Source organism: Pseudomonas sp. SJZ077 (genome assembly GCF_007993905.1).
GTDB classification, from domain to species: Bacteria; Pseudomonadota; Gammaproteobacteria; order Pseudomonadales; family Pseudomonadaceae; genus Aquipseudomonas; species Aquipseudomonas mandelii.
This window is the reverse complement of sequence record NZ_VIUJ01000003.1, coordinates 199667-216337: the sequence shown is the minus strand read 5'-3', so window position 1 is coordinate 216337 and position 16671 is coordinate 199667. Positions and strand designations below refer to the sequence as shown.

Annotated in this window: 10 protein-coding genes; 7 read left to right on the top strand and 3 right to left on the bottom strand. The window is 56.4% G+C overall.

The genetic code is table 11. The features are described from left to right. Positions 1 to 52 precede the first annotated feature (52 nt). The 3 genes from FBY01_RS07910 to FBY01_RS07900 all read left to right on the top strand — a co-directional run bounded on the left by FBY01_RS07910 (position 53) and on the right by FBY01_RS07900 (position 2760). Positions 53 to 835 (top strand): class II aldolase/adducin family protein, encoded by a 783-nt coding sequence (locus FBY01_RS07910; RefSeq protein WP_010463216.1) that lies wholly within the window; start codon positions 53 to 55, stop codon positions 833 to 835. Then, on the top strand, positions 835 to 1737 hold the full coding sequence (locus FBY01_RS07905; RefSeq protein WP_010463214.1) for an alpha/beta fold hydrolase: 903 nt from the start codon (positions 835 to 837) through the stop codon (positions 1735 to 1737). Before FBY01_RS07910 ends, FBY01_RS07905 begins: the two co-directional genes overlap by 1 nt. A gap of 111 nt (positions 1738 to 1848) precedes the next feature. Next, positions 1849 to 2760, top strand: a complete 912-nt coding sequence (locus tag FBY01_RS07900) for an SDR family oxidoreductase (RefSeq protein WP_010463212.1) — start codon at positions 1849 to 1851, stop codon at positions 2758 to 2760. Positions 2761 to 2801: 41 nt separating this feature from the next. On the opposite strand, the gene FBY01_RS07895 is transcribed toward FBY01_RS07900, so the two are convergent. Both FBY01_RS07895 and FBY01_RS07890 read right to left on the bottom strand, forming a co-directional pair. After that, complete coding sequence (locus FBY01_RS07895) at positions 2802 to 3065, bottom strand: bacteriocin immunity protein (protein ID WP_145306943.1); 264 nt, start codon at positions 3063 to 3065, stop codon at positions 2802 to 2804. 1 nt (position 3066) lies between these two features. Continuing rightward, positions 3067 to 5280 carry an S-type pyocin domain-containing protein gene (locus tag FBY01_RS07890; RefSeq protein ID WP_256664400.1) on the bottom strand — a complete coding sequence of 738 codons (2214 nt, stop codon included), beginning with the start codon at positions 5278 to 5280 and terminating at the stop codon, positions 3067 to 3069. A 716-nt stretch (positions 5281 to 5996) separates the two neighbouring features. On the opposite strand from FBY01_RS07890, the gene FBY01_RS07885 reads away from it, so the two are divergent. The 4 genes from FBY01_RS07885 (at position 5997) to FBY01_RS07870 (ending at position 15764) form a co-directional block, all read left to right on the top strand. Further along, on the top strand, positions 5997 to 7790 hold the full coding sequence (locus FBY01_RS07885) for a DUF1302 domain-containing protein (protein ID WP_145306941.1): 1794 nt from the start codon (positions 5997 to 5999) through the stop codon (positions 7788 to 7790). Positions 7791 to 7813: 23 nt separating this feature from the next. After that, positions 7814 to 9181, top strand: coding sequence for a DUF1329 domain-containing protein (locus FBY01_RS07880; RefSeq protein WP_102594599.1), 1368 nt, complete (start codon positions 7814 to 7816; stop codon positions 9179 to 9181). A 140-nt stretch (positions 9182 to 9321) separates the two neighbouring features. Further along, a complete protein-coding gene (locus tag FBY01_RS07875; protein ID WP_145306939.1) occupies positions 9322 to 11877 on the top strand; it encodes a LuxR C-terminal-related transcriptional regulator in 2556 nt (851 codons plus the stop codon). Between the two features lie 389 nt (positions 11878 to 12266). Continuing rightward, entirely contained in the window at positions 12267 to 15764 is a 3498-nt protein-coding gene (locus tag FBY01_RS07870) for a dermonecrotic toxin domain-containing protein (protein WP_145306937.1), read from the top strand. A 52-nt stretch (positions 15765 to 15816) separates the two neighbouring features. Here FBY01_RS07870 and FBY01_RS07865 read toward each other — a convergent pair whose 3' ends face one another. Next, positions 15817 to 16620 carry an IclR family transcriptional regulator gene (locus FBY01_RS07865; RefSeq protein ID WP_010463197.1) on the bottom strand — a complete coding sequence of 268 codons (804 nt, stop codon included), beginning with the start codon at positions 16618 to 16620 and terminating at the stop codon, positions 15817 to 15819. Positions 16621 to 16671 lie beyond the last annotated feature (51 nt).

Sequence of the window (16671 nt, the reverse complement as noted above, 5' to 3'; positions counted from 1 at the left end):
CGACTAGACTGCGGTAACGACAGTAAAACTATAAGAACAGGAGGTCCTTGCCGTGAAAGTTGCTCCCGTCCAATCCCCCCAGAGTGTCAAAGACCAGGTCAGTGCCGCCGAGTGGCAGACCCGCGTCGACCTGGCGGCCTGTTATCGTCTGGTGGCCTCCCATGGTTGGGACGATCTGATCTTTACGCATATCTCGGCCAAGGTGCCGGGCACCGAAGACTTCCTGATCAACCCGTTCGGGCTGATGTTTCACGAGATCACTGCGTCGAGTCTGGTCAAGGTCGATCAGGCCGGCAACAAGCTGATGGACAGCCCTTACGAAATCAACCCGGCGGGTTACACCATTCACAGCGCCGTACATGAAGTGCGTCACGATGTGGTGTGCGTGTTGCACACTCACACCGCTGCGGGTGTGGCGGTGTCGGCACAGAAGCAGGGCATTCTGCCGATCAGTCAGCAGTCATTGTTTGTGCTGTCCAGCCTTGCGTATCACGCCTACGAAGGCGTTGCCCTGAACCATGAAGAGAAGGCGCGCCTGCAAGCCGACTTGGGTGAAAACAATTTCCTGATGCTGCACAACCACGGCCTGCTGACCTGTGGCAGCACCATCGCCGACACGTTCCTGATGATGTTCACCTTTCAGCGCGCCTGCGATATCCAGGTGCTGGCGCAGAATGGTGGCGCCGAGCTGATTGCTATCGAGCCGCAGATTCTGGCGGGCGCCAAGGCGATGATTGCCGGCGTGACCAAAAGTGCTCAAGGGATGGGCGGCGCATTGGCCTGGCCGGCGTTGCTGCGCAAACTCGATCAACTAGACCCGGGTTATAAATTCTAATGGCACTTGCCGAGATCCCCCTGTGTGTCTGGCGAAAGCGCGGCCAGACGTTCGTATTCCGTGGCCAGACCATCCATTACTGGACGGCGGGGCAGGGTGAGCCGTTGCTGCTCATCCATGGTTTCCCGACCGCCAGTTGGGACTGGCATTACTTGTGGCAACCGCTGGCGCAGCGCTATCGGGTAATTGCCTGCGACATGCTCGGCTTCGGCGACTCGGCCAAACCGGTCAACCATGAATACAGCCTGTTGGAGCAGGCCGATCTGCAACAGGCGCTGCTCGCGCACCTGAACGTCGAACAGCCGGTGCATGTGTTGGCCCACGATTATGGCGACAGCGTGGCTCAGGAACTGTTGGCCCGGCATTACGAGACGCGCGTCGATATCGCCAGTTGTGTTTTCCTCAACGGCGGCCTGTTTCCTGAAACCCATCGCCCGGTGTTGATGCAAAAACTGTTGCTCAGCCCCTTGGGCTGGATGATCGGGAGAGCTTTTACCCGCGACGGACTGGTGAAAAGTTTCCGGCAGATATTTGGTCCGCACACTCGACCAACCGAAAGCGAGATGGACGATTTCTGGGGCCTGATCGACAGCAATCACGGCCCGCGAATCATGCATAAGCTCATCGCTTATATTCCTGAGCGGCGTGTTCAGCGCGAGCGTTGGGTCAGCGCCATGCAGCGTGGCGAGGTTCCGCTGCGGGTCATCGATGGTGAAGTCGATCCGATTTCCGGTGCGCACATGGTCAAGCGCTATCGGGAACTGGTCCCCAACCCGGACACGGTGCTGCTGCCTGATATTGGCCATTACCCGCAGACTGAAGCGCCGGCGCAGGTGCTCAAGCATTATCAGGCGTTTCGGGATCGGCTGATTTCTCCGCCGCGCAGGGCGGCCTGTTCCTGACTATCCCCCAGCCTTATCAAGCACTATTCAGCTTTACCTGTGTTTATTGTGACCAGCAGCCTGGTGCCTGACACTCGGACGTATTGTCCCTGGTCTGCTGGAGTTCCCCCCATGAATGAGTCTGTGCGCTTCGAAGATAAAGTTGTGATCGTCACGGGGGCCGGCGGTGGCCTGGGCCGGGCTCACGCGCTGCTGTTCGCCAAACAGGGCGCCAAAGTGCTGGTCAATGATCTCGGCGGCTCGGCGCAAGGGGAAGGCGCCAACGCCTCGGCAGCCGACCGCGTAGTGGCGGAAATTCGTGAGGCGGGCGGCATCGCCGAAGCCAACCACGACTCCGTTACCGATGGCGACAAAATCGTACAGCATGCCCTCGACGCCTTCGGCCGCATTGATGTCGTGGTCAATAACGCCGGGATCCTGCGCGACAAGACCTTCCACAAAATGGACGACGCCGACTGGGACCTGGTTTACCGCGTCCACGTCGAAGGCGCCTACAAAGTCACCCGCGCCGCCTGGCCGCACATGCGCGAGCAGAACTACGGCCGGGTGATCTTCACCGCATCGACCTCGGGCATCTACGGCAATTTCGGTCAGTCCAACTACGGTATGGCCAAGCTTGGCCTCTACGGCCTGACCCGCACACTCGCCATCGAAGGTCGCAAGAACAACATCCTGGTCAATGCCATCGCACCGACGGGTGGCACCCGCATGACTGAAGGCCTGATTCCGCCGCAAGTGTTCGAGCAACTCAAGCCGGAACTGGTGAGCCCGTTGGTGGTGTACCTGGCCAGTGAAAACTGCCAGGAAACGTCCGGGTTGTTTGAAGTCGGCGGCGGCTGGATGGGCAAGGTGCGCTGGGAACGCAGCCTGGGCGCCGGGTTTGATCCGCGGGTGGGCTTCTCGCCGGAGGATGTGGCGGCGCAGTGGGAGCAGATTTGTGATTTCGAAGGGGCGGCGCATCCGAAGGACAATATTGAGGCGCTTAAAGAGATGATGGGGAATTTGCAGAGGTATTCGATTTAAGAGTGTAAGGGGAGCAAGCATGAATGCTTGCTCCCTTATGTTTATTCTTCGGGTTTGAAGCCTGGTTTGCCGTTGGCGGCTCGCCATTCCTTGATGGCTTTTAGTACGCCGGCAGGGCTGTCTTCAACGCCCGTGTCGGGATAATACAAAATGCCTGTTCCGTTTGGATGCTCTGAAGTACTTACGATGTGGTCGACAATTGCGTCGTGTTCTTTCTCCGATGAGTAGTCACCTTCAATTAATCGGTTTATTAGGCTTACATATTCGGATTCTGTGTATTCTTCGAATTTTTTTTGAAAGGTCATCTCATTTATCTCCTTTTTTGGAGTGGATTTTGATGTGCTGTTTTGGTGTTAGTACTCGAAGATTATCTAGATCGTAGACCGAACCACCTTCGCTGATTGGCTTGATGTGGTGAATTTCAAACTTTTGCCGTCCACCCACTTGCTCTGATGGCAGAGCGCTTGGAGAAAGCCCTCTCCTGATATCAATCTTGTTGAAGAAGGAGAATTGGTCCATCAGAAGCTCGTCATTCGCCACCTTCCTCCAAAACACTCTCCGAAAAGCATCGAAACTCGAAAACTCCCTCCCACGAAGTTTATCCGCAAGCTGCTTGGGTATCGGCGCGCCTTCCAGTGTCGCGGCCGCACCCAACCAATTTCCTGAAACCGACTGACCCGCGCCGCTGGCAATACCAGGATCCTGCCGTCGATCCCTGAGCAGGGTGAAGATCGGTGGAAGGCCTGAGTCGATCGGAAAGACGGTGATGAATCCGCCAAACCCGTAGCGATCCAGCTCTGGAAATGGATTCACTCGTCCGGTGTTGGGAGTGACAGTAGCGCCTTCATAGATCGGCAGATCTGTTTCGGACAGCGGAAGATCAGTCGAGGGGTTTATGGGTTCCACCAACGGTGTCCAAGTGATGACTGGACCGTTGGCGACAGTGCTGCCCGATACGTAAACATTCTTGCCAGCATCAAAGTGGGCCAGATTCACCGGCACACTGGCGGGAACTGTCACGCCGTCTGTGGTGACAACGACGATCTCAACCCTATGACCTATTGACTTCGAACCGAGGGTAACCGGCAGGTCGATTGTTCCCCCGGCGACTGCTTGTTCGTACAGATGGGCAGTTGGAACTGGCGAAAGTTCTGACAGCGGAACACTGACAGAAAACAGATCACCGTTACCAAGCCGTGATGGAGCGAAAAGGGCGGCGAATCCTACGAGAACTGGAGCGGCTGCTGTCGCAAGAGTTGCGGTGACAGCGGATACGGCTGTGCGAAGCGCGGTCTTTAACGCCAGAGAGGTCGCAGGGCTATTGCCGATAGTTCCGGTCGTGCCGGTAAACGCTGGGCCGAATGCTGCGGTCGAACCGACATTGGCAAACGTAGGGCTTTGCCACCTGGCCTCCGTTTCCTCTGACCCCGAGAGGCGGGCTTGCTCAAGTTTTCGTCGAGTCTCATCCTCTGCCGTCAGACGACCCTGTTGCCGCTCGCGCTCTTGCGCTTGCCTTTCCTTCAACTGCTGAACTATCAGATTCACCCGTTGAACGTGGCGTTGAGCCACGGCAGTAGCTGAATCAATGACTTTGAGGCGAGTCTCCAGACGCTGTCTTTCCGTCTCTAGCTGCCTTTGTATCTGCTCGATTTGCTGTTCCATTTCAGCTTGGAGACGAGCCTGTTCGGCTGCGAAATGGTGAGCAGCTGCTTTCGCATTAGCCTCAGCCTCGGCCAGGGCTGTATTCAATTCTGCAATACGTGCCTGTTCTTGAGCCTGAGCCTGAGCTTTCGCTTCAAGACGAGCCTGTTCCGCAGCGACCTGCTGCGCGTTTTCCAATGCTGCAAGTCTCTGTTGTTCTCGAGCCCGGATTGCTGCTTCCTCATTTACGCGTAGCAACTCTGCAGCTGCTCGCTGGGCTTGCTCATTGGCCTGCACAGCACTGAGGAAGTTCTGAACATTGACGTTTTGCTGCCTGAGCAATTCGAGACCTTGAGCCAACAATCTTGCATCGTGGGCCGCCCGAAGAGACTGAAACAACGCCTGCATGGCAGCGCCGTCCGGTGTAGGCCTCTTTTCGATAGTTGTAGCCTTCTTCATGAATTCGTTGATGTGCCTGTTAAATGGATCTCCTCCATAAAAAGAATGGGCAATAGCTGTTTTATTGTGGAACTCGGCTGTTTTTCGAGCAGTGAGTCTGTTTCGTACATCCAGTTCGCGAATTATCGATTGTGCAGGTGGAAGTGGATCAGTTGGACCCTCAAGCCGAGTGGCGGCCAGTTCATTTTCAATGGTTTGCGGCAATTGGCTGGACTTGGTTTGATATTCTTGCTCCAGCGCTTGGGAGGTGGCTTTAATGGTATTGAGATTTTGGTAATAAACAGGTATTCCGTGCCCGTGTGGACCCGTTGTGACAATGTTTGATGTTAGAGGCGCGGGTGTCATGTGGTCCGGAGCAACGCCTATCGTATGGATGGGCGTGCGAATATCAAGAGAACCTGGCCTTGGAGGCTTTTGCATATTCATATCCTTTTGAATGTGCATATGGATGACGTGTTGCCAGTCAGCCATTAAAAAATGGTTGTCGGTTATTGCGTCGTGCCATTAAAAATTACAACAGAAGTAGAAAATCCGGGTCCGAGACTTGCGTCAGACCTTACATATAAAGCAGCGAGAAATTTCGATGAGGCAGGAATAAAGGCAGGATTGTCTTTTGCGTAAATAGATATTTCTTATGTTGTTATAGGAAATATCTTGTAGGAATGTCGCCCATAAAAAAGGCCGCTGCAAACGCAGCGGCCAAAGCAAGACGTTGGATCAAGGAGCTACAAATCAACGTCAGTGAACACAGGGCGATCAATCGAAAAAGCGTCGATTCATCTGGATTCTGTCGCCAATGGCGTGGACTGAACACACGCCATCGATTCGCGCTTTCTGGCGGTTTGCCGTGAAAGCCCGGCAAGAATAAGCCGTTGAGCTGAAAGGAAAAACAGCGATTCGCGACATGCACTGTTGCAGTCTGAGCAATAGTCCGACGCGCCACGTCCCCTGTAGCAGCTGCTGCCATGCATTCTGCTGATAGTCCCCCATCCAGCCCATCCATACCCGGCGCAAACCCCCGTCCCATCCGGCCATTCATCCTTTAGAGGTACACCACGAATACCTCCTTGGTGCGCTTATCGCTCCCAACGTGCGGCAGTAGGGTGGGGCCTTCTGTCACTCACCGGGGAAGACGCATGACAAAAACAACAATGCGCGCCATCTTCACACCGCAAGCGCTGGCCGCTGCGGTTGCCTTGGGCTGCTGTGCCCAGGCGCAGGCTGTTGCGTTCAACATTGGCGAAATCGAGGGTACGTTCGACTCCTCGCTGTCCGTCGGCGCGAGTTGGGGCATGCGCGATGCCGATAGATCTTTGGTGGGCACCGTCAACGGCGGGACCGGTCAGTCTTCGACCGGTGATGACGGCCGGCTGAACTTCAAGAAAGGCGAAACCTTCTCCAAGATCTTCAAGGGCCTGCACGACCTCGAATTGAAATACGGTGACACCGGCGTCTTCGTCCGTGGCAAGTACTGGTACGACTTCGAGCTGAAGGACGAAGACCGCGAGTTCAAGCCGATCAGCGACAGTGGCCGCAAGGAAGGCGCCAAGTCCTCCGGTGCGCAGATTCTCGATGCCTTCGTTTATCACAACTATTCCATCGCCGATCTGCCGGGCACCGTGCGTGCCGGCAAGCAGGTGGTGAGTTGGGGTGAAAGTACCTTCATCGGTAACTCGATCAACAGCATCAACCCGATTGACGTCTCAGCGTTCCGTCGGCCGGGCGCCGAGATCAAGGAAGGGCTGATTCCGGTGAACATGCTGTTCGCCTCCCAGGGCCTGACTGATCAGCTCTCGGTGGAAGGTTTCTATCAACTGGAGTGGGACCAGACCGTCGTCGACAACTGCGGCACCTTCTTCGGCAACGACGTGGTGGCGGATGGTTGCAACAGCAATTACACCGTCGGCAGTCCGGCGATTGCACCCTTGGCGCCCTTGGCATCGGCTTTCGGTCAGCCACTCCAGGTGACCCGCGAGGGCGTGGTCGTTCCCCGGGGTGGCGACCGTGATGCACGGGATTCCGGGCAGTGGGGCACAGCATTGCGCTGGCTCGGTGACGACACCGAGTACGGCCTGTATTTCATGAACTACCACAGCCGCACGCCGACGGTCGGCACCACCACGGCCGGACTGTCGACACTGGCCAGCCTGCCGGGGATGGTGAGTGTGGCCAACCGTCTGGCGCCGGGCAGCGGTGCGGGACTGGCGCAAAGCGTGATGCTGGGGCGCGGTCAGTACTACCTCGAATACCCGGAAGACATTCGCCTTTACGGCGCGAGCTTCTCCACTACCTTGCCGACCGGCACCGCGTGGAGCGGCGAGATCAGCTATCGGCCGAATGCACCCGTGCAGGTCAGCACCAACGACCTGACCCTGGCCTTGCTCAACCCGATTGCCGGTGGCGCTGCATCACCGATCGCCACCACCCCGGGCGCTGACAACAAAGGCTATCGCCGCAAGGAAATCACGCAGATCCAGAGCACCCTCACGCAATTCTACGATCAAGTGTGGGGTGCCCAGCGCTTGACCCTGGTCGGCGAAGCGGCGGTGGTTCACGTCGGTGGCCTGGAGTCGCGCAGCAACCTGCGTTACGGCCGCGACTCGGTGTACGGCCAGTATGGTTTCGGCGGCGATACCGACGGTTTCGTCACCTCGACCTCCTGGGGCTACCGTGCCCGGGCGATCCTCGATTACGCCAACGTGATCGGCGGGATCAACCTCAAGCCCAACCTGTCCTGGTCCCATGACGTCGCGGGTTATGGCCCCAACGGGCTGTTCAACGAAGGCGCCAAGGCCGTCAGCGTCGGTGTCGATGCCGACTACCGCAACACCTATACCGCGAGCCTGAGTTACACCGATTTCTTCGGTGGTGACTACAACACCCTGGAAGACCGCGATTTCCTGGCACTGAGCTTCGGCGTGAACTTCTGATCTGGCTGAGAAGGATGAATTTGATGCGCAAGATGATTCTGCAATGCGGTGCCCTGGCCTTGAGCTTGCTGGCGGCCAACGTGATGGCGGCGGTGTCGCCGGACGAAGCGAACAAACTCGGTACCTCTCTCACGCCGCTCGGCGCCGAGAAGGCCGGTAACGCCGACGGTTCGATCCCGGCGTGGACCGGTGGCATCCCGAAAAACGCCGGCGCGGTGGACAGCAAAGGCTTCCTGGCTGACCCGTTCGCCAGCGAAAAACCGCTGTTCGTGATCACCCCGGCCAACGTCGACAAGTACAAGGACAAACTCTCGGAAGGCCAGGTGGCGATGTTCAAGCGCTACCCGGAAACGTACAAGATCCCGGTCTACCCGAGTCACCGCACCGTGGCCGTGCCACCGGAAATCTACGAGTCGGCCAAGCGCAGCGCGCTGAACGTGAACAGCATCAACGACGGTAACGGCCTGGCCAACTTCACCGGCAACCGCTACTACGCGTTCCCGATTCCGAAGAACGGCGTGGAAGTGTTGTGGAACCACATCACCCGTTATCACGGCGGTAACCTGCGCCGCATCATTACCCAGGTGACGCCGCAGACCAACGGCAGCTACACGCCGATCCGCTTTGAGGAAGAGATCGCCGTTCCGCAATTGATGAAGGACCTGGACCCGGAAAAAGCCGCCAACGTGCTGACCTTTTTCAAGCAGTCGGTAACGGCACCGGCGCGTCTGGCGGGGAACGTGCTGCTGGTGCACGAAACCCTCGATCAGGTGAAAGAACCGCGCCTGGCATGGATCTACAACGCCGGCCAACGTCGCGTGCGCCGCGCCCCGCAAGTCGCCTACGACGGGCCGGGCACTGCCGCTGACGGCCTGCGCACATCCGACAACTTCGACATGTTCTCCGGCGCGCCGGATCGCTATGACTGGAAACTGGTCGGCAAGAAGGAAATGTACATCCCCTACAACAGCTACAAACTCGACTCGCCAAGTCTCAAGTACGACGACATCATCAAGGCCGGTCACATCAACCAGGACCTGACCCGCTATGAGCTGCACCGGGTCTGGGAAGTGATCGGCACGGTCAAGCCGAACGAGCGGCACATTTACGCCAAACGCCACATGTACATCGACGAAGACAGCTGGCAAGTGGCGCTGGTGGATCACTACGACGGTCGCGGTCAACTGTGGCGAGTGGCCGAGGGTCACGCCCAGTATTACTACGATCACCAGACCCAGGCGTACACACTGGAAGCGCTCTACGACATCATTGCCGGTCGATACATTGCGCTGGGGATGAAGAACGAAGAGAAGCACAGCTTTGAATTCGGCTTCGAAGCCAAGGCGGCGGACTACACCCCATCGGCGTTGCGTGCCGAGGGCGTCCGGTAAGGGCGTTGATACATTCGCAGTGCAGAAGGCGACCGGTGGGTCGCCTTTTTTATGGCTGCCAATCAGCGTTCTGAATACTTCTCAACAAGCGGGTTGGAGAGGGCTAGGGTTGCCGGACAATTATAAATAGGCACGCCGCAATGACCGCCATGACCCCGTGTCTTGACCGTTCTGGATTCCTGCCCCGTCTGTCCTCTCATCACCTGTCGCGTGATCGATTGACCGGTCCCTTGTTAGCGTCCACGTCCCGGGTGAAATTACTCTGCGCGCCCGCCGGCAGTGGCAAGACTGCGCTGCTCGCCGACTGCCTTTTACAGGCGCCGCCGCCATGCCGGGTGTGCTGGTTGCCGTTATCTGGCATAGCGATGAGCACGGTGGATTTTCGTCAGCGAGTGGCAGAAGCGCTGGGGCTGGCTTCGGCAGAAGAGCCGGCGATGCTCGGTGCGCTGGCTCGATTGCAGGCGCCGACCTGGCTGTTTCTCGATGACTATTGCCGCGTTCCGAACCCGGAACTCGATCAACTGCTGGATCGCATGCTGGCCGTCAGCAGCCCGGCGCTGATCTGGTGGCTGGGTGCCCGCCGTCGCCCGCAATGCAACTGGCCGCGGTTGCTGCTCGATGATGAATTGTACGAATGCGAGCGCGCCACGCTGGCCTTCAATCAAACGGAAATTGCCTCGCTGTTGCGCCACCTGACACCGGCCGATGCCAGCACCGCTGCCAGCAAGATTATCCAGCGCAGTGGCGGCTGGTGCGCCGGTGTACGCATTGCGCTGCTGCAAAAATGCGACTGGTCGCGCAACGACCCGTATCACAGCCGACCTGACACATTGCTCGATTACCTCGAACACGAACTGTTTTCCGGCCTGACCCCCGAGTTGACGGAAGCCTGGCGGGTACTCGCGCATTTGCCACGCTTCAACGCACGGCTGTGCGATCACCTGTTTGGCGCAGGGGAGGGCGCGCAATGCCTGAAGACGTTGCAGGATCTGGGGTGCTTTATCGAGCCCTGGCAGGACTCCGCCGACTGGCTGCAGATCTTCTCCCCACTCACGCAATTGATGCGCGATGAACAATGGCCGGCCGGACGCTCCTGGCATCGCCGTGCCTGTCAGTGGTTTGCCGCCGAGCAGGACTGGAAAGCTGCGTTCGAACAGGCCTTGCTGGCCGAAGAGTTCGAGGTCGCGGTCAGCCTGTTGCAGCATTTCAGTTTCGAGCATTTATTCGAGGAGCAGACCGTCGTGCTGTTGTTGCGGTTGTACGAGCAACAAGGTGACGCGCTGATGTACGGTTCGCCGCAACTGGTCGGGTTGATCACAGCGGCGTCGTTGTTTGCCGGGCGGTTTGAGCAAGCCGCCGATTGCATCGAGCAGTTGTCACGATTCATCCCGCAGCCCTCGGCGATTCTGCAGCGGCAACTGATCGCACGGTGGCAGGCGCAGCAGGGTTGGCTGCTGCATCTTCAAGGGCGGATGGACAGTTCAAGCGCGCATTTTCTCGATGCGCTGAACGTGCTCGGTCCTGACCTCTGGCCCGTGCGCTTGATGTGTCTGTCGGGTTTGACGCAACAGGCCCTGCTCAGGGGCGAGCTCGAAGTGGCGCAAGCCATCAATCGCGATGCGTTGTGCCTGGCGCGTGCGCAAGGCTCGCTGGTTTTCGAAGGGCTGCTGGAACTTGATCATGCGCAATTGCTGGAGCAACGTGGTGCTCCTCAGCGAGCTGACCATTTGCTCGCCAACGTTCAGAACATGCTCACTCAACAGCAGCGGATTGCCGAACCCCTGCTGGGGCGAATTGCCTTGCACCGTGGGCGCTTGAGTTTGTGCCAGGGCTTGGATACGCAGGCTGTTGCGTGTTTCGAAGCGGGGCTGTCTATCTGTATGCGCAACCACGATAAACGGGTGCTTTACGGTTTCCTCGGTTTGGCGCAGGTGGCGGCCAATCAGCGCGACTATGCCCAAGCATTTGTCTATCTTCGCGATGCCGAGCGCTTGATGCAGCAACGGCAGATTCCCGACACCGTTTACCGCGGTGTGCTATTGCAGATCAGCAGTCAATTATGGCTACAGCAGGGGCGCCCGGAACTGGCCCATGAGGCGCTCAGTCGAGTACTGCGCCACTATCGTGGCCCGCATGCACGGCAGGCGCCTCCCGCGACCCTGATGTTGATCGCACGGATCGATTATCTGTTGGTGTTGGCAAAGGTCGACCTGCACCAGGCCAAAGACCCGCTGAGCCATTTCGCCGAGGCACTCGAACAATCGCAGCTCGCAGGCATGCTGGCGCTGGAGGTCGAATTGCTGTTCGGCGCAGCCGAAGTCGCGTGGCAGAACGGTGACAGCGTCGGTGCCCGAGATTGGTTGCGCAAAGGGTTGAATCTTTCTGAGCACCATGGGCTTCGCCAAGCGCTTGTTGAGTTGCAATTGCGAAAGCCTGATCTTCTGCCAGTACTGGATGATGGTTGGGATCGTTCGGAAAAAAATCTGCAGGTGAGTGAAGTCAATCCGCTCAGTCAGCGTGAAGTGGAGGTGCTCAAGCTGATTGCTCTGGGCAATTCGAATCAACAAATAGCCGAGCAGTTGTTTATCTCCTTGCATACGGTGAAAACACATGCACGGAGAATTCACGGGAAGTTGGGCGTGGAACGCCGGACTCAGGCGGTTGCGAAAGCCAAGAGTGTCGGTTTATTGGATTGAAGAGCGCAAAACTTTTTATTAAGGGGGGCGCCCACAGAGTGCGAATAGTCGGTTCTGTTTTACGTTGTTTTCAGGTTGGGAAAAAATTGCACTGGGAGATGTTTCATCTTATATGTAAGGTCTGGTGTTTTAATGATTGATTGAAGGTTGGGGGGAGGCGGTTGTCACAGTGTAAAACTCAGCGGTGGCTGAGTGCGTCGCTTTGTTGTGAGGGGTACGGTTTCATCTATTTCGTTTTTTCTTTATGTGTCGCTTCTGTGTTTAAGTTGCTTGTACAAATGTTGAAAGATTTTTTGAGTTTTTAATAATAAGGCGATCTGTTTTAGTTTGGTCTCAAGTTAATCGGCAGCAACGTGCCGTTTTTTGTGATCAAACTAACGAGATTTCTAATGCAAGACGAGCAAGCAACAAATGCAATGCTGGAACAAGTACGTGAAGCACGTAACAATTTACTCGAAGCACTCAGGAAAATTCCTTCGTTCAAGGCCGTTCTTCAGGTTGTCCTGACGACCGAATTTCAGAAGATGGATTCAGAGGGCTCTATAGCACGCCGTTTTGTAAATCTTCGTTCGGGTGCAAGTCCAACATCTGCGGAACCCACCGGCAACCTGCTAGATGTGTTTTTTGAGTGCTTAAAGCGCGGCAGGCCACCCCAATACACTGCTGATATATATGGGATGTATGAGCTGGATAATATCGGCGCAGAAACCTTCAGGCTGAAATATCTGGATGTGGCAAACGTCGGAAAAATGATCGCCGAACTGATGCAAAACCTGCCTGAGAAATGCAGTTCCGTATTAGGTGAATATTGGCGCGTATCCTCTCTGGTTGATAGTAAAAATCGTCCTTTACCGTCGCCTAAACAGGAGTTGCGCACTCTTCAGGCGCGACTTTTCTGGCGCGAACTGGACCTGGCGGCTAGCGAGAATCTGGTGTCCAAAGGCGACGTCGCGACCATCAATGGTTTAATCGGTTCGGGGCTGCCAAGTACCTGCTATGCCGTCTCGGTTGAAAAACAACAGGGGGTTTTTTCGACGCTGGCATCCACCTTTGTGATTTCTCTTTCTGGCGCTGTTGCAAATGAACTGAATCCAGCAGTCAGTCAAGAGGTTGTTCTTTATTCACCATTCGGTGGATTGGAAAAATTCGGCACCGTAAGTGACCTTCATAAAACGTTGCAACAGCGGTTATCCGATGCGTCAAACCGCACCGAACTTTTGCAGGGGCTGCCGGAGGACGAGCGAGCTCTGGTATCGAGTGTTCCAGCGATTCGCTACGCGAGAATCCTTGAAGATCTGTTTGAGCATTGCAATAACGGCGTGCTGGCGAGGCAAAGTCGTGATGTCATCTATCAAGTACGAAAATTAGTGACCGTCGGCGCGCATACCGAGGCGGCGTGGGTACCGCTGGATTCTGTTCTGTCCATGGATACATTTGTACGCTCTGAAAATGCGCGAAATGTGCTCTTGATCAAGGCGATGCTGGAGAACGCTCGGCCCGAGTGGTTTAAGAAGGCCTATGTCACCAATCAGCAGCTATATGTCGGTCTGGAGAAGAACTTGCTTGAAAGCCAGATTCAGCTTCATGAGTTGACCAAGGACGTGGTGACTCTTGCAGCTTATGCCCGACAGGCCGTGGAGGCGTTTATCTCGCCGGGAACCGACGAGCGAATCGATCCTGACACGGTGTTCGTGAATATTCAGCACTCGGTCAGGATGGCGAATGGCAAACGGGTAGAACACATTGAGCGGAAAACACTGACCCAAGCGTTCATGTATGGGGCACATGATCAGGCAGGGCGCTACACGATTACGCTGGAGAAAAACTATGACCTCGCCAGACTGACGCCTGAAAACATAATGCGAGCCATTGAAACGCTGGATCTGCGTCTGGCGTACAGCCCCGCACGGCAGCGAGTGTATGGCCAGCAGAACGTCAAGGAAGCGATGCGGGAAGTGTTGGGTCGAAAGACGGCTTTGACCCTGTTCGGCGCCATCTTGCAAAAACACGTCACCTCGACTGCGCAGGATATTGTTCAGCGTTACAACTTTGGTGATCCCTCTATTGAAGCGTCTGGGATTGCGTTAAGCGCTTTCTATAACTTTAAGCCCTTGAAGGATCTCATTGTCTACCGGAGGAAAGGAGGAGACTCGAATCTCAAAACGTACGTGCTCTATGCACCGGGCTCCCCGATGAATAAAGACTGGTACGAATTCTCCGATCTGGACAGTCTGCAACGGTATATAGGGTTGTGGGCCCTTGAAGAAGAGGGACGCACCTACCTTCGAACCCAAGTGCATGTGAGTGATCGGCATAACCTGGAACATGAAGTGTTCGGCAAGGAATGGCCGCGTGGTGAACCGAGGGAGAGGATTCAGGGCAGAGCATGGTGGGACCAGGTCAATCTTGTTGCCTGGGTTGAAAGTGAAATGTTAAAGGGCAGTATTCAAAGTGTCCTTGACTGGGAAGACGCGGAAGAAAAGGCCGTCACGCCCCATTGGTACCGAAACGCCCCTACGTCTGATCGCCGGCTGTTCAATCGATTGACCACGGACTTCAAGGCCATCTATAACGCGTCAAAAGACATATTTCATATTGAGGGCTTTCAAAAGTTTTCTCGTGAATTGGTCATGAACCGTTTGAATGAGTATCTGGGCCGGGCGGGCGATCGCCGAATCGATCCTGATCGAGTCATGGTGAAGTTTCATAAAGGCGCAATGACGCTGACACAGTTATTTATCAATTGGCATCTGTGGCGCAGCGATACGAATGTGTTCGAGAAAATCTTGCTGCCTGGATCGAATACGCTTAGAGACAGTATCCGGGTGTCTGAGTTCTGGTGGAAGGACACGGGCGAGCCAATGACTGAGCTGAATTCCAGTACGCTCAATCAGCTAATCGACTTGATGCCAGGCAAGCATTACAGCCATTATCTGAAATCAAACTTTCTATGGACGCCGGATATTGATCTGCGGGCAAACCTGTATCGGGAGCTCAAGAAAAACGAGATGTTCAGGGCGGCACTGACGCAAAAGCTCAATGGCACGTTGCCGTCGGCGCATTATGATTGGCTGATCGAGTCAATCAAGGGGCTGGATCGAGACACAAGGACGCCAGACGGTGTTTCACCCGGCAGTGAACCTGGCGAAGGGGTTTATGAATTCTGGCTTGAAGGTGCCCGCATAGCGGGGGGTTACGTTTTTGGTGAGGGGCATGTGAAGTTTGCCTATATCCCGAATTCGCCTGGCAAGTCCTTTATCTGGGTCGGTGATTTATCCAAGGCTATCCAGAACGATCGACTTTTGGGCGAGCATCTTCGGAGTCTGGCCGGTTTACGTGGGCAGGACAGGGTCGGCGCCTACATCAGCAAGTCCGGAGATCCGCAAGGTTCGCTGCCAGTACCGGGGTTGGGCGGAACCCATCCGGTCTACAACTTCAAGGCCGAGTACGAAAGTCTGATTAATCGAGCACTTGATGATCTGGATGTCCTGACCACCACGCCAGTCGAAGCGTTTTGGCAGGAGACCAAGATTCTTCTCGAAGTGGCATTGGATGTGATCTCGATCTTTGTCCCGCCGGTGGGATTCGCCGTCAGTGTGTTGAAGATCAGTCATTCGATCGTGCAAGGCATCATTGCATCCAGCCATGGGGATTCTGCAGGCGCCAATGCGCATTTTGCTGCCGCATGGCGTGGGGCAATCCTCATGTACCTGGGTAAGGTCGCTTCGGTAGGATCGGCGGCCTCTGCACTTGGTCTGCTGTCCACAATCAGGGATCTGACCGACGTGCTCTCGGCCGTCACGGGCGTTCCGGTTGGAATCAGTTATGTCACTGCGGTGGCTGTGCCGCACTGGACCCCCGAGAGTTCGACCCGCGTGATCGGTTGATGGTCGGGACCCACATCAAGGCGTTATCCAGAGCATAAATGATCGGAGCTGATCAGTTCCGATCTTCAGACATCGGCGGTGTCTCATACCCCATCCGCCAACTCACGGCCCGCGTCGCCGCCAGCAATCGCTGCGCCGCCGGGCCGTTTTCGTCAGCGTGAAACAGTGAGGTCGGGCCGACAATGGTCAAGACCGCCGCCACGTTCCCCACCGCGTTGAATACCGGTGCCGACAAGGCGTCCACCCCCGGCATCAATAACCCATGCACATGATGCAGGCCACGTTCGCGGATCTGTTCGCACAACTGCGCATACGCCTGATCATTCGCCAAGGCGTGGTCGGCAGTGTCTTTCAGTTCCTGGTCGCGCAAGTCCACGGTTTCGCGCTTGGGTAGAAACGCGCCAAACACCAGGCCGGTGGACGAGCTGAGCAACGGCAGCACCGAACCCAATTGCGTCACCACCGTCACCGCACGCACCGCCGGTTCGATGTGCACCACGGTCGCGCCCTGATTGCCCCATACCGCCAGAAAGCAGGTTTCGTTCAGTTCATCGCGCAACTCGGCCAAGGGCAGGGCGGCGACTTTCAGCACGTCCATACTGTTGAGGGCGGCGAGGCCGACGCGCAAGGCTTCACGGCCCAGGCCGTAGTGGTTGGTTGCTGCGTTTTGTTCGGCAAAACCGCTGGCGATCAGCGCCTGCAAATAACGATGGACCTTGCTCGCTGGCATCTGCACGTGTTCGGCCAGGCGCGACAATGAGGTCGAGGGCGACAACTCGGCCAGGGCCTTGAGGATGTCGGTACCGACCTCGGCCGAGCGGACTTTCTGCTTATCGTTGTTGCGCGGCGTTTCCATGGAGGCGATGTGATCCCGGGACGAATGGGCGTCTTTATAGCTTGACGGTCA

What these genes read in the sequence shown, in the direction of transcription:
- FBY01_RS07895 (WP_145306943.1), bottom strand. Translation starts at nt 3,065, where the DNA reads ATGACCTTTCAAAAAAAATTCGAAGAATACACAGAATCCGAATATGTA.
- FBY01_RS07905 (WP_010463214.1), top strand. Translation starts at nt 835, where the DNA reads ATGGCACTTGCCGAGATCCCCCTGTGTGTCTGGCGAAAGCGCGGCCAG.
- FBY01_RS07865 (WP_010463197.1), bottom strand. Translation starts at nt 16,620, where the DNA reads ATGGAAACGCCGCGCAACAACGATAAGCAGAAAGTCCGCTCGGCCGAG.
- FBY01_RS07875 (WP_145306939.1), top strand. Translation starts at nt 9,322, where the DNA reads ATGACCGCCATGACCCCGTGTCTTGACCGTTCTGGATTCCTGCCCCGT.
- FBY01_RS07885 (WP_145306941.1), top strand. Translation starts at nt 5,997, where the DNA reads ATGACAAAAACAACAATGCGCGCCATCTTCACACCGCAAGCGCTGGCC.
- FBY01_RS07870 (WP_145306937.1), top strand. Translation starts at nt 12,267, where the DNA reads ATGCAAGACGAGCAAGCAACAAATGCAATGCTGGAACAAGTACGTGAA.
- FBY01_RS07890 (WP_256664400.1), bottom strand. Translation starts at nt 5,280, where the DNA reads ATGCAAAAGCCTCCAAGGCCAGGTTCTCTTGATATTCGCACGCCCATC.
- FBY01_RS07880 (WP_102594599.1), top strand. Translation starts at nt 7,814, where the DNA reads ATGCGCAAGATGATTCTGCAATGCGGTGCCCTGGCCTTGAGCTTGCTG.
- FBY01_RS07900 (WP_010463212.1), top strand. Translation starts at nt 1,849, where the DNA reads ATGAATGAGTCTGTGCGCTTCGAAGATAAAGTTGTGATCGTCACGGGG.